Consider the following 25,214-nt stretch of genomic DNA (forward strand, 5'->3'; position numbering starts at 1 on the left):
GGATAGGGGTGCTTGAAAAGATATACAATCTTGGGAAAATTGGTGGTGATTCTTTTTCAAACTTCGCTGAAGAAGTTCCTTCTGATGAAGGAATAGCTATCTTTCTTGAGAGTAATTCAGAGGGTTTGGTTTTCAAGGATGTTGTTTCTATCGAGAAAAAACCAGGGGGTAAGAACTCGAAAATCTTCCTCTACAGAAAACAGCGCGGGAATTTCTCCTCTTCTGTTTCCCCCACCATGAAATTTCTCGACAAATCTAGTGGTTCAAGAGACCCTCTGGAAAGGACCTTTGATGTCTTCTTAGGCTTTTTCGACCATCCGAAGATATCTCACATCAAAGATGTCCTCGAGAGAAATAAAGAAGAGATTATTGACAAGCTAAGAAATTACGATGTAAAAAACAGATTCCTCACGATATCCATCGATGGAAAATTTCCCGCAGAAGTTCCAGAAATTCTCCAGGCGTTTGAAGATAAAGTCACACAGAAGAAAACTAAGGGAGAGGCAAAATGTTTTCTGTGTGGAAAAGAAGCAAATTCCAGACTGAGTGATGTGTTCAAATTTGCCACCTTTGACAAGCCTGGCTTCACACCTTTTCTTTCCAAGAAACATCCGATCCAGATTTGTGATGATTGCAGGAGTGTTCTGGAAAAAGCCAGAAGAGCAATTGATGAAAAGCTTTCTTTTTCCTTCTTCAGCAACAACAGAATTCTCTGGATAATCCCCTCCGTACCCGATCAGGATATTCTGGAATCAGTGATTGAAAAAATATATGAAATAAAAGACACCGACAAAAACTCAAAGTTTCGCAGTTTCGCTAGGCTCGAAGAAGAGATTGAAAAAGTTCTTTCGGAAAACGAAAGAGCTGTTTACGATTTTGTACTGATAGAAAAAGAACAACAGGCAGAAAGAATAGTTCTTCACGTTGAGGAAGTCTCGCCTACCAGAGTAAGACGGATCCTTGAAGAATCAAAGAAGATAGAATCTCAACTCAAAGAAGACGGTTTCAAAGTTTCTGTGAACTTCTCAGTGATTCACAAATTCTTCGAGGATCTGGACAGATACTTCAACTCCCTGTTTAGTGCTGTATTCTCTGAGGGAACGTTTGATAAAAAACTGCTGCTGACTCTCTTTCTTTCGAAAATAAGAAGCGATTTCTTTGGAAATGATACTTTACTTTCTGCACGTGAAGCTTTTGCCACGTATGTTTATCTGAGACGCTTGAACGTCTTAAAGGGGGGTGCTTCCGTTTTGAAGGGTGAAGATTTCTTCTCCAGGTATCCGGAGTTTTTCGATGAACCGTGGAAGAAAGCAGTCTTTTTAGAAGGAGTTCTGGCAAATTACCTTCTTTATCTGCAGTACGTTAAAAGAAACTCGAAGGCTTTCACGAAGAAACTGAAAGGACTCAGACTGACAAAGAGAGATGTGGAGGGGCTTCTTCCGGAAATCAGAGCCAAGATCGAAGCCTACGGTGGAATGAGTGAAAGTGTGGCAGAGCTTTTCAGGGAGACTGCTGAAGCTTTCCTCGAAGCTGGGAACTGGTCAGCATCACCCGACGAGATCAGTTTTGTCTTCGTCTCGGGACTTTCTCTCGGGAAAACTTTCTTCAGGGAGGTAGGGGTCGATGAATCCAGTGAAGAACAGGAGTGAAGTGCTTTTCATCTACGATGTGAAGTGGGCAAATCCGAACGGTGATCCACTCGATGAGAACAGACCGCGCTTTGATGAAGAAACATCCAGACTCTTTGTCACAGACGTGAGACTCAAAAGAACTGTGAGGGATTATCTTGCGGAGTGCTACGACGAAACGCTCTGGGTGACCGGTGAAGCGGTGGTACCGGAAGACAGAGTCAAAGAGCTTGGAATCAAGGACGTAAACGACGCATGCCAGAAGTGCATCGATATCAGACTCTTCGGTGCCGTTATTCCTCAGTCGAAAAAAGGAGCTATGGAATCTTCCATAACTGGTCCTGTTCAGTTCAGATACGGAACGAGTCTTCACAGAGTCAAACTCATGACTATCCAGGGAACTGCTGCGTTCGCAACCGAGAATTCAAAACAGAGGAGTTTTCGTGAGGATCAGGTTGTACCCTATGCCCTCATAGCATTCTACGGTGTGATAAATCAGAATTCTGCAAAGTTTACAGGACTCACCGAAGAAGATGTTTCCAAGCTTCTTGAAGGAATCTGGATGGGTACGAAGAACCTCATCACAAGATCGAAAATGGAGCACAATCCCAGACTCCTGATGAGAGTTGTTTACAAGGAAGGTGTGAACTACCACTCCGGAGAACTCGATTACCTTGTGAAGGTCGTGTCCGAGAAAGAAGATGAAGAAATAAGAGACATCTCCGAGTTGAAACTCGACGTTACCGAACTCAAGCAGGTTCTGGAATCCCTTAAGGACAAGATCGAAAGAATAGAATACTCTGTTGACAACCGCTTAAAACTCGCGGAGAACGGAGAAGAGAAGCCTTTTGAGGAGATATTCGGAGGTTTCCAGCTTGTAAAACTGGAGTGGTGAGAATGAAAGTTCTGGTCTTTGATGTTTCTGCTCCCTACGCTCTCTTCAGAAGACCTTACACAACGACATCATCGTACACCCTTCCCTTTCCACCAAGAACCACTCTTTTGGGGCTTGTGGGGTGTGTTCTGGGATATTCCACACCCGAAAGACTCGACAGTGCAAAAGTGGCGGTTCAGATAAAAAATCCTTTGAAGTTTCTGCGAACGGGAACGAACTTTGTGGAAACAAAGAAAGACAAAAAAGCTTCAAAAAGAACAAGAATAAGTCTTCAACTTCTGAAGAATCCTGCTTACAGGGTGTTTTTCAGCTGGGAAGACGAAGATTTTGAGAGGTTGAAGAACCTTCTCGAACACAGCGAAACCATCTTCACACCTTACCTTGGTGTGGCAAGCTTTATTGCCAGACTGAATTACGTGGGAAAGTACGAAGCAACCCGTGTAGCAGATTTTCCCTGCGAGGTCCACACGGTTGTTCCGAACACAGTAAAGCTTTTGCCGGAGCCTTCACACTATCTCATATTCGAGAGGGTCACAAGAAAAATGGACAAAGAGCGAAACATGCTTGAATCTGCGGTTTACATTTTCAAGAGGGACTTATCTCCTGTGAAGGTGGAAGGGGGAGAAGTGTGGAGGGTGGGAGAGCAGAACATAGTGTGGATGTGATGAAATCTCATCCTGACAGAAGACTGATTGATCATCTTGAGGGTGTTAAAAGACGCTCTCTGGAAAAATTCAGGTCGCTTGATCTTTCCTGGGAAGAACTTTTCGGATACGATGAAAATGTTCTGGAAGAATTCGTTTCCCTGCTCTCTGAATCGCACGATGTTGGAAAGAGTACAATCTACTTTCAGAAGCATTTGAGCGGTGAAAGAGTCGAAAGATCTTTGAGTGCGCACGCTCTTTTCTCCGCGGTTGCTTTCTTTCACAGGTCAAAAAACTTGCCGGACAAACTCAGAATATTCGGCTTCGAAATAATAAGAAGACACCACGGAGATTTCAGGAACTTTCTGGATATAGAAATAGATGAGAAAGTCCTGGAAAAGCAGTTCTCAGCCATTCCAGAGGATTTCCTGAGAAGATATGATCTTCATGATCTTAAGCTATCAGAAACAATAGAAAGGATAAAAAGATCGATCAGTAAGTTCTCTATCCTTGGAAAAAAAGACCTATCTGACTACTTTTTGATCCACCTTTTTATGTCCATACTCGTTTCTTCGGATAGGGAGGATGTGGTTTTCAAGAGCGAACCGCTTCCCTTCCTTCTTATGAAAAGGAGAAGATTCTCTCCTACAGAGAAAAGCTTGGCAGAAAAAACCAGATCGATTCTCTGAGGTGGAAATTTCAGGAGGAAATCTTGAGCTTCAAACCCGAAAGAGGAAAGATATACTCCATAACCGCACCGACGGGAATAGGAAAAACTATTGCAAATCTCCTTTTTGCCAGCCATCTCGCTGATGAAGACACGATCGTAATATACGCTCTTCCCTTCATAAACATAATTGAGCAGACCGTCGATAAGATAAAGGAAATATTTGAAACAGAAAGCCCATTCTTCGTCCTTCCCTTTCATCACCTTGCAAATCCAGCTTATGAGGAACCTGATAAATACGAAGATCTCCTGATGAACCTCTGGCACTCCAGGGTGGTAGTCACAACATTCGTGTCGCTTCTGGAGTCTCTCATCACTTTCAGAAAGATTCCGTTCTTCTACAAATTCCCAAAAGCTGTTCTCATACTTGATGAGGTCCAGGCAATACCTCACGAATACTGGACCCCTGTTGAAAAAACCGTTGAATTCCTCTCGAAAATGGGCACCACCGTTTTGCTCTCCACAGCGACAAAGCCCGCTCTTTTGAAAGAGGCTCTGGAAGTGGTGTCTAACAAGAATGTTTATTTCACAGCCTTGAACAGAACTGTTCTGAAAGTAGAAAAAGAAATGAGCTTTGAAGAATACAAGGAATTCGTAAGAGAGACCTTGAAGGATGGAAAAAGAACGCTCATCATAACAAACACGATAAGAGAAGCCGAGGAGATATACGACGTTGTTGAAGGCATGGGAAAAACCTGTTTCCTTTCCTCCAGGGTGATACCAAAGCACAGACTGGAGATCGTTTCGAAGATAAATGAGTACGATCTGTGTGTCTCCACTCAGGTGGTGGAAGCAGGTGTTGATATCTCATTCGAGAGGGTGATAAGAGACATAGCACCTGTTGACAGTATTGTTCAGGCAGCGGGGAGGTGCAACAGGCACTTCGAGTTGGAAAAGGGAGAAGTGATAGTCGTACCCGTCAGGGATGAGAGAAAAAACACCCTCTTTTCCTCATATGTTTACGGGAGCTTTCTCACAGAAACTTCCATGAACGTGTTGAAAAACCACAAATTTCTGGAGGAAAGCGAGTTTTTCATGCTCGTGGAGGATTTCTTCAGCTACGTGAAAACGTACGGCAATCCGGACAAGAAAGGAATCGGCAAGGCGCTCGAGAATTTGAATTTCAAAAAAATAGGAGAATTCAGTCTCATTGAACCAGAGCCAACGGTGCCGTTCATCGTTCTTGTTGATGAAGAGGCTCAAAGAGTATTCGAAGAATTTGCAGAGATCTTCAGTGGGAAAAGATCAAGAGAAAACTTCTCTCTCGTGAAAAGTTTGTTCAGGGAACTTTCCCCCTACATCGTGAGCGCGAGGATAAAGAGGGATCTTCCATTCCCACACACGATTGCCGGCATGATGGTTATTCACAGGAACGTTCTCGACAAATGGTACCACCCCGTGAAAGGTTTGAGAGTGGAAGGATCCGATGAGGTGATCATCATATGATGATTTCTGGATCTGTTGTTTTGAGCTATATAAACTGCAAAAGGGAAGCATGGCTGATGGCGCATGGGGTTCTTCCAGATCAGGGAAACATGCACATAGAGATAGGAAGGTTCATCCACGAAGACTACAGCGATTCTGTCATGCTTCCTGGTATGAAGATCGATACCATGTTTGAAAGAGAAGGAGTGAGAGTGGTTGGCGAAGTGAAAAAATCATCCGCTTCAAAAAGGGGAGCTGAGTACCAGCTCCTTTACTATCTTTACAGGCTCGAGGAAAAAGGTGTGAAAGCGAGGGGAGAGATCATAGTACCAAAAGAGAACAAAAGAATACCGGTTGAGCTCACAGAAGAAAACAGAGAGAAAATCAAAAAGGTCCTCGAGGAAGTATCTTCCCTCCTTGAAGAAGAAACTCCTCCACCACCCAAGAGAAAAGGAATTTGCCGAAAGTGTGGTTATGAACTTTTCTGTTTTTCGTGAGGTGGAAGGATGGAGAGCGTCTATCTCTTTTCAAGCGGAACGTTGAAAAGAAAAGCGAATACCATTTGCCTCGAAACAGAATCGGGCCGAAAGTACATACCCGTTGAAAACGTGATGGATATAAAGGTTTTTGGGGAGGTAGATCTCAACAAAAGATTCCTCGAGTTTCTTTCTCAGAAAAGAATTCCTATTCACTTTTTCAACAGAGAGGGGTATTATGTAGGCACTTTTTATCCCAGAGAGTATTTAAACAGCGGTTTTCTGATACTGAAACAGGCTGAACACTACATTAACCAAGAAAAGAGAATGCTCATAGCAAGAGAAATAGTTTCAAGATCGTTTCAAAACATGGTCGACTTTTTGAAAAAACGAAAAGTTCGGGCTGATTCACTAACGAGATATAAAAAGAAAGCAGAAGAGGCGAGCAATGTATCAGAGTTGATGGGAATAGAAGGAAACGCGAGAGAAGAGTACTACTCGATGATAGACAGTCTCGTGTCAGATGAAAGATTCCGTATAGAGAAGAGAACACGAAGACCTCCCAAGAATTTTGCCAACACGCTTATCAGTTTCGGAAATTCGCTCCTTTATACGACTGTTTTGAGCCTCATCTATCAGACACATCTGGACCCGAGGATAGGTTATCTCCATGAGACGAACTTCAGAAGGTTCTCACTCAATCTCGATATAGCAGAGCTATTCAAACCAGCTGTAGTGGACAGGTTGTTTTTGAATCTCGTCAACACTCGTCAGATAAACGAAAAACATTTCGATGAAATTTCAGAGGGTCTAATGCTCAACGACGAGGGAAAAAGTCTGTTTGTCAAAAATTACGAACAGGCTTTGAGGGAAACAGTTTTCCACAAAAAGTTGAACCGGTACGTTTCCATGAGATCTCTGATAAAGATGGAACTTCATAAACTGGAGAAGCACCTCATAGGTGAACAGGTTTTCGGATCCGAGGAATGATTGGAATGTACGTCATAATGGTTTACGACGTGAACGAAAAAAGAGTAGCAAAAATTTTGAAAATAGCCAGAAAATACCTCAAATGGGTTCAAAACTCCGTTCTGGAGGGGGAACTTTCCCCCGGAAAATATGAAAAGCTGAAATTGGAGGTTTCAAGACTGATAGACGAGAAAGAAGACTCAGTTAGATTTTACGTTATGGACTCTCAAAAGGTGTTCAACCTGGAAACTCTGGGAGTGGAGAAAGGAGAAGATGGCTTCATCTTCTGAGGGGGTGAGTGTTTTGGAGATCGAATGTAAGGTTGTAACTCCTATGTTTTCAAGAGGCGCAGCTGAGCCGAAGTGGGAGAACGGAAACAGAGTATATCCCTTCGAGCTGAGGCCGCAAAGCATCAAAGGGGTCCTCAGATTCTGGTTTCGTGCCATCGCTCCAACGGTGATAGACATATACTCACTCGAAGGTTTAGAAAATCTCAGTAAGAAAGAGAAAGAGAGATGGGAAAAAGAGAAATACAAGGGCTTGAAATATCTTGAGGGATTGATCTTCGGATCTCAGGAAAGAAAATCTTCTTTTAGTTTGGAGGTTAAGGTGGAAGGAGAATCGCAAGCTTTGGGAAAATACATGAATAACAGGTTTTCTTTTACCGATGACCGCTTAAAAGATACAAAATATGCTTTGTACGGTTTGTACGACAAAAGTGGAATTTATGAATATCTCCAAGAAGGAAAAAATTTTATCATAATTCTCCAGACGGCAAACGATAGTATTAAAGGAATAATTCTGAGTTTGCTCAAACTCGTTTCCACTTTTTCCGGTTTTGGAGCGAAGACGAGGAAAGGTTTTGGAGAATTCGAGATTGTGGATCCAAAACTTACTAGAAATGACTACAATCTGGTGATCAGTGAGTGTCAAGAGCACATCAGAGAATTTGTGAATCATCACAATTCGTCATCAAAAGTAAAAATCAAGTTGGGAAGAACCAATTTCAACGGCATACCGGATTTTCCCTGTTTTTGCGATTACAAAATTTTTGAAATAACAAAATTTAGCGGGAATTCTCCTTTAGAAGTCCTAAGAGAGGTTTTCAAAGTAGGGAGAAATTTCAAGGGGTGGTATCCATCTTTAAAACAAAAAATGAGATTTTCTGAGGGCGATTGTGTTAAAGATTTGGTTGAGGCTTTAGAAGGATTGTTGAAAGGTAGAAAAACAGAGAAAAAGATCGAGATTCCAACTGCTGTCGTCGGCCTTCCCATTCAATATCAGAACTTAGGAAGAGGAGAGATAAGAAGACTGAAAGTCATTGTCTCTTCTTCTCTGAGAGGATTGGGCATTGATGATATCGATGGGAGAAAAGCTTCTCCGCTTTTCCTTTCAGTTCACGAAGGTGAGAGAGGAAAATGGAAATTAGTTGTTTTGCTGATGAGAAGCAGGGTAACTAATGATGGTGAGTTGATAACAGAAGTCAAAGGTGGAAAAACACCTTCCAGTGGCATCAAAACGATAGTGAAAGAAGAAAAAGACTACAAGAATCTCCTCGAATGGATCAAAAAACTCGGCGGAAAAGAAATCCAGGGGGGATAATCGTGAGCAAAAGAGAAGAATTCTGGAAATCTAAGATAACCGCTCTTCTTCATGATCCGCTGGTGAAGGCATTCGATGTGAAAAATCATGAAAACATAGCTGGCGAGATTCTAAAGACCCTTGGCATCAAAAAAACAAGAGGTGAAGAAGACCGTCTTGCAAGCGCAATGGACAGGTTTCCAATCCCCTACGAAAAGGATGCAAAAAAACAAATTCATGTTTCGTTCGATGAGACTCTCTTTGTTCATCCATTTTCTGGTGAAGGGTTACCGGAAGTGAAGAGTTTCTTTCAAAATCAAAAAGTTGAAGAAATGAAGAGCCGTCTGATAAACGCATTGACAAAGCTGAAAGAGAAAAACGACACGTATGAAAAGCTCTTTCATTCCATCTGGTGGAATCTGCCTTACATTCTGGAAGGAAGTCAGTTTCTTCCTGCTGATACCAGAATAGCCAATCACTCGATCATAGACCATCTCGACGTAACATCGGCTCTCAAGGGATGTGTAGAGGGGAAACAGGTGAAGGCATCTCTAGTAGCGGTAGCGATAGGTCCTGTTCAAGAAGTGATAGCCCAGGCAAGAAAAGTGAAAGACCTTTGGGCTGGAAGTTATCTTCTTTCTTATCTCATCTACGGTGCCATAGAAGTTGTTGGCAAAAAGTACGGCTTCGATTCCATCATCTCACCGTATTTGAGAGGAAACTATTTCGTCAAGGAAACACTCGAATCAATGGGCGTAGATCTTGAAGACCTCTGTCCTGTTCCTCCTCGGAGGGAAGTCGCTTCTCTTCCAAATCTCTTTGTTGCGATAGTTCCATCCTCGGACGAAGAAATACTCAAAGAATGTGAGGAAGCGATAAGAAACAGATGGAAAACAATAGTTGATGAAACAAAAGAAAAGCTCAGTAAAAGCGAATTTCTTTTCAACGAGCATTCGTTCGATTACCAATCGTCTCTCTTTCCGGACATTCAGACATCAAAGGTGTCTTTCGATGAACCTGAAAGGATAGTTGAAACGGTGAGAAACTTGTTCACGGGATCGGGAATTGAAGATTTCAAGGAAGTTCTGAAGAAAGTATCGGAACACGCTGGTTACAAAGAGAATCCTGGGACGTTTTACAGGTACCTCCATCGTCTTCTGACCTCAAAACTCGCTGCGAGAAAGATGGCCAGACTCTTTCCGGGATACGAAGAGGATGTTTATCCCGACCACTTCACTGACGCGGACGATTTTGGGGCTGGAGTCAGAGCCTGTGCTGTGTTCAAAGATAAAGATATAGAAAAAGACATAGAAAAAGAGGACAGGCTCGGAACTCTGAACACTGTGAAGAGATTTCTTCCGGAAATCCTCAATATCAGGATAAAATTCGACTCAACAACGGATGTTGCAAGAAACAATCAGGCAAATAAGGAAATCGAGGATCCCGAAAAATTCAAGAATGGATACATAGCTGTTCTCCTCATGGATGGAGATCGAATGGGTGATTGGATGCTTGGAGAGAACGCACCTTTCCTGGAAAAAGTAATAAATCCGAAAGTGATTGAGATGTTTCAAGAAACAGATGATCTCAAATATGCATGGGAAAAACTGAAGGAATTCAAAACCATTCAGCCAGCCTATCACAGGGGTGTTTCGAGGACACTCGGTATCTTCTCTCAACTTGTCGGGAAAATTGTTGATAGACACAACGGGATGCTCGTTTACAGCGGTGGAGACGATGTTCTGGCACTTCTTCCAGCAGACAGCGTACTGGAATGTGCAAACGACATCAGAAAATTCTTTTCGGGGCACTTGGAGTACGAAATAGAGATTGAAAGCGGCTCTGATGTGGAAAGATTCAGATCAGAAAACGGTGTTCTGTACCACAACGACAAGCCTTTCGCTCCTCTGATGGGAAGAGCCGCTACTATGAGCGCTGGAATCGCTATTGTCCATCACAAGTTTCCTCTTCAGGTAGCTCTGAAGATAGCAAGGGAAGCAGAGAAGAGAGCAAAGAACGTTTACGGAAGAAACGCGTTCTGTGTGACGCAGGTGAAGAGATCAGGGCAAATGATTTTTGCTGGATCAACATGGGAAATTGAAGAAGAAGACGTTGTCAAGAGATCGTTGAAAATCCTTGAGGAGATGAAAAATTACAATGTTTCACACCGCAGTCTTTACAAACTTCTCTCTCCGGACTTCTCGCTCTACGAGGACAAAATGGAAAAGTTTGTAGAGTTCACTTTGAGAAGATCGATCCATTCAGAGAAATCGAAGAATGAGTTTATTGGAAATTTCAAGAATTTTCTTAGTCGACTGTTAGCTTACTACAAAAACACGAAGAAGTCCTCCTTCGATGAAGCAATGAGAGAAGCACTGGAACTTCTCATAATGGTGTACTCGATGAAGAGAGGTGAGTCTCAATGAAGCTGTGGGCGATATACTTTGAGCCTGAAGACTGGGTTGGTTTCAGAGAGACTAGAAGATTTTCTTTTTCTGATAGGGTGGAGAGTGTTTTTCCATCTTCTTTTCCTTTTTACGGTGCTGTGAGAACGGCTCTTTTGATGAAAAATCAGAAATTCGATCCCGGAGATGTTGAAAGAGCAGGAGACGTAAGGATGTTCGGCCCTTTTGTTTTTGAAAATACCCCTGAAGGAAGGAAGCACTACTTTCCACTTCCAAGAAACATATATAAAACGGATTCTGGCTACAGAGTCACCCCCATTGTCGAGATTGATGGAGTTTACCTTCCCTGGAAACCTGAGTACAAAATGGATAGTAAAGAATCTACGTCTGGAGGGCTCATAGAACTGAGTGATCTCGAACTTCTCAGGAGTAACACTCAGGGTGTGTGTAAATTCGATCTTGTTTCCGCGGAAAAAATCTTTAAGAAGGAAACCCACATAGGAGTAGCTTTTGAAGAAAACAGAAAAAAAGTGAAAGAAAGAATGATATATTCGATCTCCTACTACAGATTTTACGATGGAGGATTTTTCATGTTCACAGACGATGAAAGAACGGTCGAGCTTGTTTCAAAACTCGACGGTGTGTTTCTCGGAATGAAGAGCAAATGGTCGGCGGTCGAGGTTGAAGAACTGAACACCACCGCTTTTGATCCTCCAGACTATAAGAATGTAGCGGTTGCTCTCATAACACCGGCTGTTTTCGATGGAGGAGGGATGCCGAAGGATAAAACTATTCTTGGAAAGAGAGTTCTCACAACCGCAGGGATTAGAAAGCAGGTTGTTTCCGGATGGGACCTACGCGAAAATAAACCAAAGAAGATCTATCATGCTGTCTCTCCGGGAGCTGTTTACTATCTGGAAGGTAAGGTCAATGGACATGTGCTGAATGAAAGTAAATTCACGGATTTTGGTTTTGGAAGATGTATCTTCATGAAGTACGAAAAACTTTGAGGAGGGATAGGAAGATGGAAGGAAGAGTCTTCCTTCTTTACGCGGAAACTCAGGTTCATGCTGGAACTGGTTTCGAAATAGGAGTTGTTGACCTGCCTATTCAGAGGGAGAGAACCACAAAATTTCCCATTATACATGGTATAAAAGGTGCTTTGAGGGCCTACTTCAGGTCTCTCATCAAAGAGGACAAGATAGATGAAAAAAAGATAGAAGAGATATTTGGAAGTGAACCGAAAAGCGACAAAGGAACGGTTCCTGGTAGTTTGAGCTTTTCTGAAGCGAGAATTCTCCTTTTCCCTGTGAGAAACCCGGATAGGCTTTTTGTGTGGGTTACGTGTCCTCTTGTACTGATAAAATTTGCGAAATCTGTAGGGGATAACGATGTTGTTAAAGAACTAGAAGAGGCGAATATTGATTATGGAAAGGCAGTCTCCTTCTATGGATCTGGTGAGGTGTTCCTTGAGGAAGTAAAATTAGAACCATTTGTTGGTGAACTTCCAAGGACAAGGGAATTGATATCGAAGATTTCCAATTGTGCTCCAGTTGACTACCTGAAAAAGAAAATGGAAAGCGATGTGGTTGTTGTGAATGATGTTCTCTTCTCAGAAATCGTTCAGGCTATGACAGAAGTTGTACCGAGAGTGAGAATAAACAGAGAGAAGAAAACCGTTGAAGAAGGTGGTTTGTGGTACGAGGAATATCTGCCTCAGGATACGGTGATGTACTTTGTGGTGAGGAAGACGTACTACGGTAACAAAGAAGATTCCGGGAAAGATTCTTTGATGGAAGTTTTCGAAAACGAAGTAAATGGAGAATTGATCAACATCGGAGGAAAAGAAACTGTTGGAAAAGGCATGATGTGGGTACATGCCTGGAGGTGATGAAGATGAAGACGCTCAGCCTTGAACTGGCAAAACTGGCGATGAATTTGGTTGAGGAAGTTGAGAAAGACAAAAGAGATGATTACCTCAGGGATGTGAAGGGTCTTGGAAGTATGATCGTTCAAAACGGTTTGATGGGAACAATTCTCTTTCTGAAAAAGAAAGGAAAAAACAAGGTGGTGGATCACCTTGGAAAGATGATCGAACACCTGACACTGGAAGATGGTATCGTCGAAAGACTGATGGAAAACGAGTTTTTGGATGCCAGGACATACTTGAAAGCACAGATCGCTGCTCTTGAGTGTGCAAAATGGCTCAAAAGATGCGGAGAGGTTCTCCTGGGTGGTGAAGAGAATGAAACTACCTGAAAGCAAAAATCTCAGTCTTTACTGGGAAAAGTACAGCTTTCTTTTGCTTGAGGGTTCAAACTCAAAAGATAAAGAGATAGTAAGCAAAATCTTCCAGACCGTTGAGAAATTGCAATCCGATTTTGGAAAGATCAGCAGTATTCTCAAAGAAAGAAGGGAACAGCTGATCAAGAAAAGAAAACCGTTTATCAACTTGAAGATGAGAGTGAAAGGAAAACTCTTGCTTGGGGCTGGGAATCCTTCTTCTATCGAGGTGGGCATAACTCTTTCCAGAAATTACGGACTTCCCATAATTCCTGGCACCGCTGTCAAGGGGGCGTTTGCCAGTTTTTTATTCGAATTCGAAAGGGATAAATACGAATCACTCGCTCATATTTTTGGAGACACCGAAAGAGAGGGTGACCTCATTTTTCTTGATGCAATACCTGTTTCGGATTTGAAATTTTCGCTGGATATCGTCAATCCACACTTCCAGCCGTATTATATGAAAGAAAAACTTCCTCCGAATGATTGGTACGACCCTGTTCCAATAAAATACTTGGTGGTGAGCAGTGGTGTGTTCTGGTTTACCGTTCTTGAGAGTCGTTCCGGAGTTATTGGAAATTCGGAAAAGGAACTAATAAAACAGAGATTCGTGGAGATGCTAAAAGCTTATGGCTTAGGCGCAAAAACAAGTTATGGTTACGGTCGTTTCGAAGAGCCCAGCTGAGCTGTAGAGTCTTGAAATTCAAAAGATATCAGTGAGCCCCGCATCAAGCGGGGCTTTTTCTTATACATTTTATGAAATTTGTATTCAAGGGGGGATGGATGTGATATCAAACAAGACAAGGAGAAGAATTAGAAACGAACTTTTGCCTTTTGTTGGAAAGAGAGTTTCTGTCAGGGGGAAAATCAAAGCGTTTGGTACCACAAGAAGTCCTTTCTCGAAAAAGCCAACAATTCTCATAACAAACGTTACTGTGAGGTATTTGGATAAGAAGGTCAAGGTGGATCATCTGTGGGTTGCGATCAAAAGGATCCCTGAAAATATGGATATTGCTGTAGGAGACGTTGTATCTTTCGAAGCTGATGTAGTTAAATACAAACTACTTCCCGACTTCAAAACGAAAGACGACATCCTTCACCCGCGCTACAACTACGGCGTTGAAAATCCGAAAAGTTTCAAAATCATAAAAAGAACAGCTGAACCTTCTATGACCCTTCGAGATGCGTTTTTGAGAGTTCTTTAAGGAGGTGTTTGGTACGATGATTTTTGTGGGAGATGTCAGCACGCTGGATATGTGCAGGCGTGACCATGCAGGAGAAATTAAGCTCAAAGATGTCCTGACCAAGAACGAGGGATTGCAACGTCTTCAGAAGCTAAGATGGTGGTACCTGTACGAGGTACCAGCGACTATAGCAGGTTTGGCAGTACCCGCGGCAAAAAGGGTCAAAACTGAACTCAAAACACCATCTGATCTCTGGGTTTTGGCAGAGAACAGATGGCTCGTTTTCCATATTGAGGGAGAAAAGAACTGAACCTCGCACACCACAGTAACAATGATGATAACACAATATCGAAAATTATTTGATCGTTTTCGAAAGAATAATGTGATATAATTCAGACAATAAAAAGTTGAATCTCAAAGGGTGACAGCTGTGAATAACGATCATTTTGAATTGTTGAAAAAAGTGTTGCGTTCCTCACAGCTTGTAATCGGTTTTGTTTTCCTGGAAAACGACGGTGAAAGTGGGAAGCTTTCTGTGAAAGTTTCTGAGGGAAAAGTTCCTCCCTTTTTCAAGGAGGGATTTTTCTTCACACTGGAAGAACTGAGACATCTTCTCAGAATGAAAAACAGCAAAACTGCGATTATTTCAGTGTTGAAAGATGGTGAATGTAGGAGATCTCTGGTTCTATATCTGAAAGGGTCTCTGAGTGAAGATGCTGTTCTTTTGATTCAGACTCTACTGGTGGCTGTTGAAAGTGAGGGACTCTCGCTTGGCATGAAAGAGCTGAAATACATGGCTTATCACGATCCACTGACAGGACTTCCAAACAGACGCTATCTCTTCGAGTTGGGAAACAAATATCTGGACTTGGCAAAGCGTGAAGGAAAGAAGGCATTCGTTCTTTTCTTGGATCTTGCTGGATTTAAGGCAATAAATGATACATACGGTCACCTGACAGGTGATGAGGTGTTAAAGACAGTTTCGAGAAGGATTTTGGACAGGGTAAGAAGGAGCGATGTGGTGGCTCGATACGGTGGCGATGAGTTTACCATTCTCCTCTACGATATGAAAGAAGAGTATCTGAAATTCTTCCTGGAAAGGATTCTTTCCACCTTCAGAGAACCCATCAGAGTGGGGAACACAACTTTAACTGTTGCATCGAACATAGGAGTTGCCAGATTTCCTGAAGACGGAGAAAATCTTGAAGAACTTCTGAAAGTAGCAGATATGCGAATGTATAGAGCAAAGGAAATGAGAACACCTTATTTGCTTCGCTCATGATTTTTCAATTTTTATTCCTTCTTTTTTTCAAAACTCTTATCTGTTTTTTTAACTTCAGCGAGTTATAAATATCCTTCGTGGAAAGACTAATAGAGCTTTCTCTACAGGTTATAAAGCTTTACGAGGAACTGGATAGTATCCAGAAAAATTTTCCTTCCTGCAATGGATGCAGGGAGTGTTGTAATACTCCCTCTGTTAATATTGAGGTTACCATTCTTGAATTTGTTCCCCTCGCAATTCATCTCTTGCAAAACGATTCGATAGAGAAGTGGTTAGAGATCCTTGAAAATGTTGATGAAATGGATCGATGTGTACTCTTCGATCCACATTCTGAGCGTGGTGGTTGTTTGTATCACTCTTTCAGACCTATGGTGTGTCGTCTCTTCTCGGGAAGTTACGTTCTTAGAAAGGAAAAACCAGAAGTGTGGGGATGTAAATATCTGAAACCTGCGCTTTCCAGTTTCATTGAAACCCTTCCAAACTGCAGCGAAATGTACTCAAAACTGCTCGCTATAGATTTCTTCCTCGCACAGGAAAGATATCCCATAAATATCGCACTGAAAAAAGCTTTGGAATACGTTTACTATCGGATTTTCCCGGCGTTCAAACATAGGAGTGCATGAATGAATAAAAAAACAAAAGGGATGCTCCTCTGGCATCCCTTCGATCTCTGGCGCCCCCAAGGGGATTCGAACCCCTGCCTCTGGCTTGAAAGGCCAGTGTCCTAGGCCGCTAGACGATGGGGGCATGAAGTGTGCACCAGAAAGAAATATACTATAAAATACGGAATTGTTCAAGTGGTCGAGGATGTAAATAAATCGTTACGAGATAATGCTTCATTTGAATTACTGTCTTCTATCCTTTTGATCCCAGAATCGCACTCGTAGTTCATTTGTTCAGTGTAGCAACCGGTTTACCAGTACGATTTAATAACTTCTGGTGTTCATCCAAAACACTTCCAGGGGATGTGAAGCACTTGAAACCCGTTTTCTATCCTTTACTCAGTGTTTTAGTGGCGTCCTTTTCGGGGATACTCATAAAACTTTCTTCTCTTCCACCTGCGACCATCGCTTTCTACAGGGTTTTCATCGCTTCACTGTTTTTCTTTCTGGTAAAGAGAAGAGTTGAGCTTTTTTCTTTGAAGAAGGAAGTTCTCTCTTTGGCTACTGGATTTTTCCTTGCGATGCACTTTTTCTTCTGGGTTTCTGCCTTCAACCACACCACCGTTGCCGGAGCCGTTATACCTTTGACGCTTCAGCCTGTTTTAACGGGATTGCTCTCGTGGCTGGTCTACGGTGAGAGGCTCAGTCCTTTCAGAATCGTCACGGGAAGCATGGTCGTTGCGGGGGTGGTACTGGCTCTTGCTGGAAAAGAGGGTTTTTCAGGTATTTCGAGGGGTGATTTGCTCGCAGTTATCGGTGTGGTGTTCTTTTGTGGATACCTTGTTCTTGGAAGATACCTGAACAGGGCCATGGGAAGTATGAACTTCAGCCTGAAAACACACGCCTTAGCTTCGACTGTTCTGGCTTTCCTCGTGCCATCGTTCAGGGTCGTTGAAGCGAGGGAGTGGTTCATTCTCATCGGTCTGGGGGTGGGATGTTCGTTTCTGGGGTATCTCCTCATCAATCTCTCGCTCAAATATTTACCTTCAAGTGTAGTGGGTGTTGTTCTGGTTGGAGAGCCGGTTCTTTCTATTCTGTGGTCTTTTCTTCTTTTGGGTGAAACTGTAACATTTTTTGAAATCATCGGTTTTATAGTTGCAATGATAGGACTCGTATTATTCATTCTAAAAACTTGAAACTGACCAAATAAAGTATTAGAATATATCACAGGAGCGAAGCGAAGGCTCATAAGACGCGGTAATACTCACAAGGGGGTGTTTTCATGCCTTACATATACAGATGCAAAAAATGTGGAGCAATCTACTACTCCGCAACGTCTATCGAATATCAGCTGAACAAGTACTGCGAAAAATGCGGCGGGGAGCTCGAACAGCTGGGTGAAGAAGGAGAAGTGATGGAAAAAGAAGAGGAGAAAAAAAGCGAGAAAAAGAAGAAAGAATAAGGGAGGCAAAGCCTCCCTTTTAAATTCCTTGCAGGACTTTTTTGAGCGTTTCAACTGCCAGATCGATCTCTCCGTACTCTACCGTGAGCGGTGGTAAGAATCTGATTGTGTTGTTACCTGCTGGAACGACGAGCAGTTTATTTTCAAAGCATTTCGTGGCGACCTCTCTGTTGCTCACTTCCTCTCTAAACTGAATCCCTATCATGAGTCCCATTCCCCTCACGTCGGCTACCACGTCGTATTCTTCTTTCATTTCCTGGAGCTTTTTCATGAGGTAGTTTCCCTTCTCTTCCACTTCTTCGAGGAAGCCTTCCTTCGTCAACTCTTTGATCACGGTCACCCCGGCCCTGCAGGCGAGCGGGTTTCCTCCGAACGTGGTGCCGTGATCTCCCGGCTCCAGAACATTTGCTCTTTCGTTCACGATGACAGCTCCAATGGGGACTCCCCCACCGAGTCCCTTGGCGGTTGTGAGAACGTCCGGAACGACTCCGTACTTTTGATACGCGAAGAGTTTTCCTGTCCTTCCCATTCCACACTGAACCTCATCGAACACAAGAAGTGCATCGTACTCGTCGCATAGTTTTCTAGCCTCTTCAAGGAATTCTTTGGTGGCTGGTACTATTCCGCTTTCTCCCTGAATCGGTTCGAGGAACACAGCACACACGTCTTCTGACATCTTTCTTCTCAGATCTTCTACGTTGTTGAACTCGAAGTATTCAAAACCGGGAACGAGTGGTTCGAAAGGTTTCTGATATTTCGGCTGTCCCGTCGCTGTGAGGGAGCCCAGAGTTCTTCCGTGGAAAGAATTGTGGGCGGAGAGGATTCTGTATTTTTTTTCGCTCTTTTTCTTTCCGTATTTTCTCGCTATCTTTATGGCGGCTTCGTTCGCTTCGGTTCCCGTGTTCGCGAAGAAAACCTTGCCACCGAACGTGTTCTTCGACAGAAGCTCTGCCAGTTCCATCTGCGGTCGGTTCCAGAAAAGATTTGAACAGTGAATGAGCTTCTCTGCCTGATCCTTTATGGCCTCCACCAGTCGAGGATGAGAGTGTCCGAGGACGTTCACCGCTATTCCTGAAGTGAAATCGAGATACGCGTTTCCTTTTTCGTCGTAGATCCAGGAGCCTTTACCGTAGACAAACGTTGCTGGAAACCTGCTGTAAGTGTTCATCAGATACATCTTTACCCCTCCAGTTCTTTTATCATGGTTCCGATACCCTTCCTGCTGAATATCTCCAGCAGGATCGCGTGTTCCAATCCCCCGTTTATGATGTGAACGGCTCCCACTCCCCCCCTCACTGCAGACACGGCGCATTCAACCTTCGGAATCATTCCCCCCGTCACTGTGCCGTCTCTGATCAGTTCCTCTGCCTCGTCCGGTGTCAAAGTGGAGATGAGTTTGCCATCCTTCAGAACACCGTCCACGTCCGTGAGGAGGATGAGCTTCTCTGCCATCAGGCTTTTCGCTATCTCTGCAGCTGCGGTATCGGCGTTTATGTTGTAGGAGTGACCGTCTTCTCCTATTCCCACAGGGGCAATCACCGGGATATAATCGTTTTCTATCAGTGCATGAAGAATTTCTGGATTGACCTTCTTCACTTTTCCAACGTAACCTATGTCTCCGTGTTTCGTCTCCTTTTCTGCCACTATGAGTTTTGAATCTTTTCCGCAGATTCCAACGGCCCGTCCACCGTGCAGGTTCAGGTTCATCACGATTTCTTTGTTGATCTTTCCAACGAGGACCATCTCAACGATCTCCATGGTTTTCTCGTCGGTCACCCTGTGCCCGTTCTTGAAAACAGGTTCTATACCGAGGTCCTTCATCATCTGGGAGATGGCAGGCCCTCCACCGTGAACGATGATCGGTTTTATTCCAGTGTACTTCAGGAGAATTATATCCTGGATGAAGGCTTTCTTTGCGTTCTCCTGCTTCATCGCACTGCCGCCGAACTTTATGACGAAGGTTTTCCCATAGAATTCCTTTATGTATGGAAGGGCTTCGAGGAGAACGTTGACCGTGTCGATCCTCATGTTCTGTACCTCCCGTTTATCTCAACGTACTTCTCCGTGAGATCACATCCCCACGCTTTTGCGGTCTCTTTTCCCTGTTTCATGTCGAGGATTATTCTTATCTTCTTTTCGCTGAGAATCTTCTTCGCTTCTTCCTCGTCGAAAGATACTCCCTGCCCGTTTTCCGCCACCTTTATCCTTCCCGCCTCGCTTTCGAAGAACAGGTCGAGTTTCTCAGGATCAAAGGTTGCACCGGAGTACCCCGCCGCGGCGATGACCCTTCCCCAGTTCGCGTCCTCCCCATATATGGCTGTCTTCACAAGGTTTGAGGAAACGATCGATCTGGCGATCAGTCTCGCTGACTTTATATCGGGGGCGTTGATTACATGGACTTCCATGACTTTCGTTGCTCCCTCACCGTCTTCCACTATCTTCTCCGCGAGAACCTGATTCACCTCGTGAACGGCTTCGTAGAGTTTCCAGAAACCATCCGTTTCGGGCTGGATCGTTGTGTTGCCCGCAAGACCGTTTGCGAGAACGATCACCATGTCGTTCGTGCTCGTGTCTCCATCGACGTCTATCATGTTGTAGGAATCATCGACTGAGAGCTTTAAGAGTTTTTTCAGGGCTTCTTCAGAAATTTTTGCGTCTGTCGTTATGAACGAGAGCATGGTTGCCATGTTGGGGTGGATCATGCCGGATCCCTTGGCGATTCCCAGAACGGTGATTTCTTTTCCATCGATCATCACCTTGGTGCTGTGCATCTTCACCTTTGTGTCGGTTGTCATGATCGCCTCGGCAAACGGAAGAGGATCGTTTGAAAGCACCCTCGCCGCTTCTTCTATGCCGTTTTCCACCTTATCCATGGGAAGCTGAACCCCTATTACCCCTGTGGAGGAAACGAGGACACTTTCAACGGGAACACCGAGCTCTTCAGCCGTTTTTTCTGCCATCCTCCTTGCGTTGATCATTCCCTGTTCACCGGTACATGCGTTGGCCACACCGCTGTTCACAACGACCGCTTTGATACCGTTTGGATTCTTTTTCAGGATCTCCATGTCGTAAATCACCGGTGCTGCTTTGACAACGTTGGTGGTGAAGACTCCCGCGGCAACGCACGGAACTTCAGAGAAAATGATTCCTAGGTCTTTTCTTTTTCTCTTTATCTTGCAGTGTACTCCTGCGAACTTGAAACCCCTGGGAGTGAACACTCTTTTCCAACCCCTTTCACGGATATATTGGAGTGAATTCGAGTCCCTTCGTCTCGTCCAGACCGAACATGATGTTCATGTTCTGAACTGCCTGTCCCGACGCCCCCTTCACGAGGTTGTCTATTGCGCTCATCAGTATGAGCGTGTTTGTTCTTTCTTCCATCTGCATACCGATGAAGACGTGGTTGGATCCATAGCACCACTTCGTCGAAGGATAAATTCCCATGGGAAGAACATGAACGAACGGTTCATTCTTGTAGAATTCGAGGTACGCTTCGTGTATCTCTTCGAGGGATTTGTCTGTTTTTACGTATATCGTCGAGAGGATTCCACGCGTCATAGGAACGAGATGAGGTGTGAACACCACGTTCACTTTCTTCCCCGAGATCTTCCCGAGTTCCTGCTCCATTTCAGGAACGTGTCTGTGTTTTGCCACGTTGTACGGTCTGAGACTTTCGTTCACCTCGGAGAAGAGATAATCTACCTTCTCTTTTCTTCCCGCCCCGGAAACTCCAGATTTCGCGTCGACCAGTATCGTTTCCGGATCCACAAGATTGTGTTTCAGTGCGGGAGCGAGAGCGAGGATGACGCTCGTTGGATAACATCCGGGATTTCCCACCACCTGAGCATTCTTTATCTCCTCACGATGGAGTTCTGGAAGTCCGTAAACTCTTTTTATGTTCTCGTATCCCGACAACTCTTTTCCGTACCACTCTCTGTACACTCCCGGGTCGTCGAAACGAAAATCCGCGCCAAGATCTATTATCTTCACACCTTTGAGCTCCCTGACGAGATCGTAACTCGCACCGGCTGGAAGCGCCGTGAAAAGAACATCGCAGTTTTTTGAGACCTTCTCTGGATCGAACTCGCTGAGAATACTGTTCTCCAGTGTCGAAGGGAAGATTTCTTCAAGTTTCTTTCCGGCGTAGGTCCTCGAGGACAGATAGGTTATCTTCGCTTCGGGGTGGTTTTTCAAAAGTCTGACGAGCTCCAGTCCTGTGTAACCTGTCGCACCTATTATTCCAGCTCTGATCAATCTTTTTCCCTCCCGTACTTTTCCGCTACCATCCTGTAAGCGTCGCGGAACGGTACTCCTTGTTTCACCAGTTCATAGACTCTGTGTGTGGCCAGTACTTCCTCAGTAATACTAGACTCAGATCTTTCTTTATCAACTTCAAGATGGTCAAAAATTATTTTCATTATTCTTACGATATTCTTAACAACTTCGAAAGCCTCTATCACCGGCTTCTTCAAAAGCTGGAAGTCTCTGTGGTAACCGAAGATGAGATTTGACGGCAGAGTGACTGCCATCAGCATCTTCGAAACTATCGTGTGGTGATGGGCCCTTACGAGTTCCAGTGGATCCGGATTTATCTTGTGTGGCATGATGGAACTTCCCGTGCAGAGCTCTTTTGGCAGTTTGAGATAACCTATCTCTGGAAGAGAAAAGAATATGATATCGGAGGCGAACCGGTTCAGATCGTAAGATATCTGAGAGAGCGTGTGAAGAATCAGATATTCGAACTTTCCCCTGCTGTTCTGGGTGTAGATGGGATTCCACTGGACCTTCGAGAATCCGAGTTCCTTCGCTGTAAACTCTCTGTCTATGTCGATGGGAACACCGTAGCCAGCTCCCGTCCCCAGAGGCGATTGATCTACGATTTCGTAAGCCGTTTTGAGAAGTTTCAGATCGTCTTCGAGGGCGTCTTTCAGCGCTCCTGCCCACGTTGCAAAATCGGTTGGCATTGCTTTTCTGGTGTGGGTGTATCCTGGAAATTTCACGTCACCGAACTTTTCTATGAATCTTTCCAGGCTTTTTTGAAGTTCTCTAATGAGGTTTTCTATCTCTTTCAATTCTTCCTTGTACATGAGTCTCAGCGCGGTTAAGACCTGATCGTTCCTTGAGCGAGCGGTGTGGATCTTTTTTCCGATCTCTCCAAGTTTTTTCACGAGAAAGTTCTCGATGGCGGTGTGGCAGTCTTCCTCCTCCGGTTTTATCTGGAACTTTCCCTCTTTTACAAGATTGAGGAGTTCACTGAGCGCTTCTTCTATTTTCTTTTGTTCTTCCGCGCTCAGAAGGCCTATTTTGTGTAGCATCCTGGAGTGTACTATGGAGGCCTTTATGTCGTATTCTATGATCTTCATGTCCGTTATGTAATCGTCTCCGACAGTGAATTTTTCTACTTCTTCGTTGACTTTGTAGCCTTTCTCCCAGAGTTTTTCACTCATCTCTGATACCCCTTTTTCACGAGCTGGTGGACCTTCAACCTCAGGGCGTGAATGTTGATGAAGCCCTTCGAGTCAGTGGCATCGAATCCTCCTTCGACGTCCATGCTCGAAAGTTCCGGATTGTACAGTGAATACGGTGAATACCTCGCAACGGGCATGACGTTTCCTTTGTATATGGATACCGTCACCTTTCCGGTCACGTTCTCCTGTGCTTTTCTGAACGCTGCGAGGAGGAACTCCATTTCTGGAGAAAACCAGAAACCGTTGTATATGAGCTCCGCGAACTTCGGAGCGAGTATGTCTCTCAGGTGCATGACTTCTTTGTCCATGGTGATTCCTTCGAGATCTCTGTGTGCGATCCACAGGATCGTCGCGCCCGGAGTTTCGTACACCCCTCTTGATTTTATACCTATGAATCTGTTTTCGACCATGTCGAGTCTTCCCACTCCATTTTTCGCACCTACTTCGTTCAGATATTCGAAGAGTTCGAGGGGATCTGTCTTTTCTGTTCCATCTTTGAGGTTCACAACTTTCACCGGAATGCCGTTTTCGAAATGGATTTCGAGCAAGGTTTCTTCATCCGGAGCGTCCTTTGGGGAGACTGTCCATGTGAACACGTCTTCGTCAGGTATGTGTGCGGGATCCTCCAGTTTGCCCGCTTCGTGGGAAATGTGCATGAGGTTTTCGTCTTCGCTGTAGGGTCTTTTTTTGGAGACTTTGATTGGAATCCCTTTCTCCATAGCGTAGTTTATGAGATCTGTTCTGCCCTTGAATTTGGCGAGAAATTCAGGGTCTTTCCAGGGTGAGATAACTTTGAGATTTGGATTCAAAGCGGCGTAGGTGAGCTCGAACCTCACCTGGTCGTTTCCTTTCCCGGTCGCACCGTGCGCAACGTACTGTGCTCCTTCTTTCTCGGCTATTTCCACCTGTCTTTTGGCTATAAGAGGTCTTGCGATAGCGGTTCCAAGAAGGTACCTTCCTTCGTACATGGCGTTTCCAAGGAGTGCGGTGAATATGTAATCTGTGACGAATTCCCTTCTGAGGTCTTCCACGTAGACTTTTGAAGCGCCTGTTTTCAAGGCCTTTTCTTTTATTGCAACGAAATCGTCCTTCTGTCCAACGTTTGCAACGTAAGCTATCACGTCGAAGCCCTTTTCGCAGAGCCACTTCAAAATGACGGAAGTATCGAGACCACCACTGTATGCAAGAACGACTTTCTCTTTCATGATGAACCCTCCTCTTTGTTCTTGATAGCATAATTATAGGATTATTTGAAATAATTTGTATGAAGTGTTTTTTCACTGTTATTTTCAGTTTTGTAAAGGATACGATCCACATATTATTTTCGTGTTTATGAATATCAATTACGGAAAAGACAATCTCCGTCAATATTGAAAGTCCTTTCCGTGAGATAGTAAAATAATAAATGTGAGGTGAGAAATCAATGATAACAAAGATCCTCTCCATCTTTGCGCTTTTCGTTTTCGCCGTGGGAGTATGGAGATACTTCAGAATGAAAAAGAAGGAAGAAAAATGAAAACTTGAACAAGGAAACGATTGAGTGTATAATATTTTTCTGGTGTGGAGAGGAGAGGTGGCCGAGGGGTCTAAGGCGCACGCCTGGAGAGCGTGTGGTGGCCAAAAGCCACCCGTGGGTTCAAATCCCACCCTCTCCGCCAGAGAAAGACCGGGACTTTTCAGGTCCCGGTTTTTCATTCATCATACGGGGTGGGTGAGAGCATGTTTGAAGAAATGATCCTCGAGAAGGTAAGAAAAGAAGCGGAAAGGATAGCAGAAGAGCAAGGGCTGGAAATATTTGATGTTCAATACAGACGTGAGAGCAGAGGATGGGTCCTCAGAATCATCATAGACAATCCCGTGGGTTATGTGAGTGTGAGGGACTGTGAGCTCTTTTCGAGGGAGATGGAACGATTCCTCGATCGTGAAGACTTCATAGAACACTCCTACACACTCGAAGTCTCTTCGCCGGGACTCGACAGACCGTTGAGGGGTCCGAGAGATTACGTTCGTTTCACCGGAAAGCTCGCGAAAATAGTAACAAAGGATGGAAAGACCTTCGTAGGCAGAATCGAATCCTTTGTCGATGGAACTATCACGATCTCGGACGGGAAGAAGAAATACGAAATAAACATCGATGATGTGAAGAGAGCGAATCTGGAAGTGGAATTTTAAGGAGGTGGCAT

The 25,214-nt window shown here is 44.1% G+C and carries 27 protein-coding genes and 2 tRNA genes; 22 read left to right on the forward strand and 7 right to left on the reverse strand.

Annotated features, from left to right (window positions below; translation table 11 throughout):
- The first annotated feature begins 8 nt into the window (after positions 1–8).
- The 18 genes from T2812B_RS05275 (at position 9) to T2812B_RS05355 (ending at position 16,122) form a co-directional block, all read left to right on the forward strand.
- A complete protein-coding gene (locus T2812B_RS05275) occupies positions 9–1,649 on the forward strand; it encodes a TIGR02556 family CRISPR-associated protein (protein WP_004082349.1) in 1,641 nt (546 codons plus the stop codon).
- Entirely contained in the window at positions 1,624–2,523 is a 900-nt protein-coding gene (cas7b, locus tag T2812B_RS05280) for a type I-B CRISPR-associated protein Cas7/Csh2 (RefSeq protein ID WP_004082348.1), read from the forward strand. Before T2812B_RS05275 ends, cas7b begins: the two co-directional genes overlap by 26 nt.
- 2 nt (positions 2,524–2,525) lie before the next feature.
- The gene (gene cas5b / locus T2812B_RS05285; RefSeq protein WP_004082347.1) at positions 2,526–3,188 is read left to right on the forward strand and encodes a type I-B CRISPR-associated protein Cas5b; all 663 of its coding nucleotides are present in this window, start codon (positions 2,526–2,528) and stop codon (positions 3,186–3,188) included.
- A complete protein-coding gene (locus T2812B_RS09815) occupies positions 3,152–3,856 on the forward strand; it encodes a CRISPR-associated endonuclease Cas3'' (protein ID WP_231556563.1) in 705 nt (234 codons plus the stop codon). The genes cas5b and T2812B_RS09815 overlap by 37 nt, the downstream gene beginning before the upstream one ends.
- Before the next feature lie 23 nt (positions 3,857–3,879).
- Positions 3,880–5,340, forward strand: coding sequence for a CRISPR-associated helicase Cas3' (cas3, locus tag T2812B_RS05290; RefSeq protein WP_231556564.1), 1,461 nt, complete (start codon positions 3,880–3,882; stop codon positions 5,338–5,340).
- Entirely contained in the window at positions 5,337–5,816 is a 480-nt protein-coding gene (cas4, locus tag T2812B_RS05295) for a CRISPR-associated protein Cas4 (RefSeq protein ID WP_004082345.1), read from the forward strand. The genes cas3 and cas4 overlap by 4 nt, the downstream gene beginning before the upstream one ends.
- Positions 5,817–5,825: 9 nt before the next feature.
- Positions 5,826–6,785, forward strand: a complete 960-nt coding sequence (cas1b, locus tag T2812B_RS05300) for a type I-B CRISPR-associated endonuclease Cas1b (RefSeq protein WP_004082344.1) — start codon at positions 5,826–5,828, stop codon at positions 6,783–6,785.
- A 5-nt stretch (positions 6,786–6,790) separates the two neighbouring features.
- The gene (cas2, locus tag T2812B_RS05305; RefSeq protein WP_004082343.1) at positions 6,791–7,054 is read left to right on the forward strand and encodes a CRISPR-associated endonuclease Cas2; all 264 of its coding nucleotides are present in this window, start codon (positions 6,791–6,793) and stop codon (positions 7,052–7,054) included.
- Positions 7,038–8,366, forward strand: a complete 1,329-nt coding sequence (gene cmr1, locus T2812B_RS05310; RefSeq protein ID WP_004082342.1) for a type III-B CRISPR module RAMP protein Cmr1 — start codon at positions 7,038–7,040, stop codon at positions 8,364–8,366. The genes cas2 and cmr1 overlap by 17 nt, the downstream gene beginning before the upstream one ends.
- Positions 8,367–8,368: 2 nt before the next feature.
- Entirely contained in the window at positions 8,369–10,771 is a 2,403-nt protein-coding gene (gene cas10 / locus T2812B_RS05315) for a type III-B CRISPR-associated protein Cas10/Cmr2 (RefSeq protein WP_004082341.1), read from the forward strand.
- Positions 10,768–11,760 (forward strand): type III-B CRISPR module-associated protein Cmr3, encoded by a 993-nt coding sequence (gene cmr3, locus T2812B_RS05320; RefSeq protein WP_004082340.1) that lies wholly within the window; start codon positions 10,768–10,770, stop codon positions 11,758–11,760. The genes cas10 and cmr3 overlap by 4 nt, the downstream gene beginning before the upstream one ends.
- A gap of 14 nt (positions 11,761–11,774) precedes the next feature.
- Positions 11,775–12,641, forward strand: a complete 867-nt coding sequence (cmr4, locus tag T2812B_RS05325) for a type III-B CRISPR module RAMP protein Cmr4 (RefSeq protein ID WP_004082339.1) — start codon at positions 11,775–11,777, stop codon at positions 12,639–12,641.
- Between the two features lie 5 nt (positions 12,642–12,646).
- Positions 12,647–13,009 carry a type III-B CRISPR module-associated protein Cmr5 gene (gene cmr5 / locus T2812B_RS05330; RefSeq protein ID WP_004082338.1) on the forward strand — a complete coding sequence of 121 codons (363 nt, stop codon included), beginning with the start codon at positions 12,647–12,649 and terminating at the stop codon, positions 13,007–13,009.
- Positions 12,996–13,718, forward strand: a complete 723-nt coding sequence (gene cmr6 / locus T2812B_RS05335; RefSeq protein ID WP_004082337.1) for a type III-B CRISPR module RAMP protein Cmr6 — start codon at positions 12,996–12,998, stop codon at positions 13,716–13,718. Before cmr5 ends, cmr6 begins: the two co-directional genes overlap by 14 nt.
- 94 nt (positions 13,719–13,812) lie before the next feature.
- The gene (locus T2812B_RS05340; protein WP_227738406.1) at positions 13,813–14,238 is read left to right on the forward strand and encodes a hypothetical protein; all 426 of its coding nucleotides are present in this window, start codon (positions 13,813–13,815) and stop codon (positions 14,236–14,238) included.
- 16 nt (positions 14,239–14,254) lie between these two features.
- Positions 14,255–14,527, forward strand: a complete 273-nt coding sequence (locus T2812B_RS05345) for a hypothetical protein (RefSeq protein WP_008194431.1) — start codon at positions 14,255–14,257, stop codon at positions 14,525–14,527.
- Positions 14,528–14,647: 120 nt separating this feature from the next.
- Positions 14,648–15,499 (forward strand): GGDEF domain-containing protein, encoded by an 852-nt coding sequence (locus T2812B_RS05350; protein ID WP_008194432.1) that lies wholly within the window; start codon positions 14,648–14,650, stop codon positions 15,497–15,499.
- Positions 15,500–15,576: 77 nt separating this feature from the next.
- Positions 15,577–16,122, forward strand: a complete 546-nt coding sequence (locus T2812B_RS05355) for a YkgJ family cysteine cluster protein (protein ID WP_012896304.1) — start codon at positions 15,577–15,579, stop codon at positions 16,120–16,122.
- A gap of 48 nt (positions 16,123–16,170) precedes the next feature.
- On the opposite strand, the gene T2812B_RS05360 is transcribed toward T2812B_RS05355, so the two are convergent.
- Positions 16,171–16,246, reverse strand: a tRNA-Glu gene (locus tag T2812B_RS05360).
- Between the two features lie 220 nt (positions 16,247–16,466).
- Here T2812B_RS05360 and T2812B_RS05365 point away from each other — a divergent pair.
- Both T2812B_RS05365 and T2812B_RS05370 read left to right on the forward strand, forming a co-directional pair.
- Complete coding sequence (locus T2812B_RS05365; RefSeq protein WP_227738404.1) at positions 16,467–17,297, forward strand: DMT family transporter; 831 nt, start codon at positions 16,467–16,469, stop codon at positions 17,295–17,297.
- An 86-nt stretch (positions 17,298–17,383) separates the two neighbouring features.
- Positions 17,384–17,563 (forward strand): hypothetical protein, encoded by a 180-nt coding sequence (locus T2812B_RS05370; protein WP_004082332.1) that lies wholly within the window; start codon positions 17,384–17,386, stop codon positions 17,561–17,563.
- A gap of 19 nt (positions 17,564–17,582) precedes the next feature.
- Here the strand turns inward: T2812B_RS05370 and T2812B_RS05375 are convergent, their stop codons facing one another.
- The 6 genes from T2812B_RS05375 to T2812B_RS05400 are packed head-to-tail and all read right to left on the reverse strand — an operon-like array spanning position 17,583 to position 24,236.
- Positions 17,583–18,740 (reverse strand): acetylornithine transaminase, encoded by a 1,158-nt coding sequence (locus T2812B_RS05375; protein ID WP_004082331.1) that lies wholly within the window; start codon positions 18,738–18,740, stop codon positions 17,583–17,585.
- Positions 18,741–18,742: 2 nt separating this feature from the next.
- Positions 18,743–19,591 (reverse strand): acetylglutamate kinase, encoded by an 849-nt coding sequence (gene argB, locus T2812B_RS05380; RefSeq protein WP_004082330.1) that lies wholly within the window; start codon positions 19,589–19,591, stop codon positions 18,743–18,745.
- The gene (gene argJ / locus T2812B_RS05385; protein ID WP_004082329.1) at positions 19,588–20,781 is read right to left on the reverse strand and encodes a bifunctional glutamate N-acetyltransferase/amino-acid acetyltransferase ArgJ; all 1,194 of its coding nucleotides are present in this window, start codon (positions 20,779–20,781) and stop codon (positions 19,588–19,590) included. The genes argB and argJ overlap by 4 nt, the downstream gene beginning before the upstream one ends.
- A 16-nt stretch (positions 20,782–20,797) precedes the next feature.
- On the reverse strand, positions 20,798–21,817 hold the full coding sequence (gene argC / locus T2812B_RS05390; RefSeq protein WP_004082328.1) for an N-acetyl-gamma-glutamyl-phosphate reductase: 1,020 nt from the start codon (positions 21,815–21,817) through the stop codon (positions 20,798–20,800).
- Positions 21,814–23,010 carry an argininosuccinate lyase gene (argH, locus tag T2812B_RS05395; protein ID WP_004082327.1) on the reverse strand — a complete coding sequence of 399 codons (1,197 nt, stop codon included), beginning with the start codon at positions 23,008–23,010 and terminating at the stop codon, positions 21,814–21,816. The genes argC and argH overlap by 4 nt, the downstream gene beginning before the upstream one ends.
- Entirely contained in the window at positions 23,007–24,236 is a 1,230-nt protein-coding gene (locus T2812B_RS05400) for an argininosuccinate synthase (protein ID WP_008194441.1), read from the reverse strand. Before T2812B_RS05400 ends, argH begins: the two co-directional genes overlap by 4 nt.
- Positions 24,237–24,598: 362 nt before the next feature.
- Between T2812B_RS05400 and T2812B_RS05405 the strand changes: the two genes are divergently transcribed.
- Both T2812B_RS05405 and rimP read left to right on the forward strand, forming a co-directional pair.
- Positions 24,599–24,689: transfer RNA gene (locus tag T2812B_RS05405), tRNA-Ser, on the forward strand.
- Between the two features lie 61 nt (positions 24,690–24,750).
- A complete protein-coding gene (gene rimP / locus T2812B_RS05410) occupies positions 24,751–25,203 on the forward strand; it encodes a ribosome maturation factor RimP (RefSeq protein WP_008194443.1) in 453 nt (150 codons plus the stop codon).
- Positions 25,204–25,214 lie beyond the last annotated feature (11 nt).

Origin of the sequence: Thermotoga sp. 2812B (genome assembly GCF_000789335.1) — a bacterium.
Classification (GTDB): Bacteria; Thermotogota; Thermotogae; order Thermotogales; family Thermotogaceae; genus Thermotoga; species Thermotoga maritima.

Coding starts and splice junctions, on each gene's coding strand:
- cas7b (WP_004082348.1), top strand. CDS start 1,624: ATGAATCCAGTGAAGAACAGGAGTGAAGTGCTTTTCATCTACGATGTG.
- cas5b (WP_004082347.1), top strand. CDS start 2,526: ATGAAAGTTCTGGTCTTTGATGTTTCTGCTCCCTACGCTCTCTTCAGA.
- cas4 (WP_004082345.1), top strand. CDS start 5,337: ATGATGATTTCTGGATCTGTTGTTTTGAGCTATATAAACTGCAAAAGG.
- cas1b (WP_004082344.1), top strand. CDS start 5,826: ATGGAGAGCGTCTATCTCTTTTCAAGCGGAACGTTGAAAAGAAAAGCG.
- cas2 (WP_004082343.1), top strand. CDS start 6,791: ATGTACGTCATAATGGTTTACGACGTGAACGAAAAAAGAGTAGCAAAA.
- cmr1 (WP_004082342.1), top strand. CDS start 7,038: ATGGCTTCATCTTCTGAGGGGGTGAGTGTTTTGGAGATCGAATGTAAG.
- cmr3 (WP_004082340.1), top strand. CDS start 10,768: ATGAAGCTGTGGGCGATATACTTTGAGCCTGAAGACTGGGTTGGTTTC.
- cmr4 (WP_004082339.1), top strand. CDS start 11,775: ATGGAAGGAAGAGTCTTCCTTCTTTACGCGGAAACTCAGGTTCATGCT.
- cmr5 (WP_004082338.1), top strand. CDS start 12,647: ATGAAGACGCTCAGCCTTGAACTGGCAAAACTGGCGATGAATTTGGTT.
- cmr6 (WP_004082337.1), top strand. CDS start 12,996: ATGAAACTACCTGAAAGCAAAAATCTCAGTCTTTACTGGGAAAAGTAC.
- T2812B_RS05340 (WP_227738406.1), top strand. CDS start 13,813: ATGGATGTGATATCAAACAAGACAAGGAGAAGAATTAGAAACGAACTT.
- T2812B_RS05345 (WP_008194431.1), top strand. CDS start 14,255: ATGATTTTTGTGGGAGATGTCAGCACGCTGGATATGTGCAGGCGTGAC.
- T2812B_RS05370 (WP_004082332.1), top strand. CDS start 17,384: ATGCCTTACATATACAGATGCAAAAAATGTGGAGCAATCTACTACTCC.
- T2812B_RS05375 (WP_004082331.1), bottom strand. CDS start 18,740: ATGTATCTGATGAACACTTACAGCAGGTTTCCAGCAACGTTTGTCTAC.
- argB (WP_004082330.1), bottom strand. CDS start 19,591: ATGAGGATCGACACGGTCAACGTTCTCCTCGAAGCCCTTCCATACATA.
- argH (WP_004082327.1), bottom strand. CDS start 23,010: ATGAGTGAAAAACTCTGGGAGAAAGGCTACAAAGTCAACGAAGAAGTA.
- T2812B_RS05400 (WP_008194441.1), bottom strand. CDS start 24,236: ATGAAAGAGAAAGTCGTTCTTGCATACAGTGGTGGTCTCGATACTTCC.
- rimP (WP_008194443.1), top strand. CDS start 24,751: ATGTTTGAAGAAATGATCCTCGAGAAGGTAAGAAAAGAAGCGGAAAGG.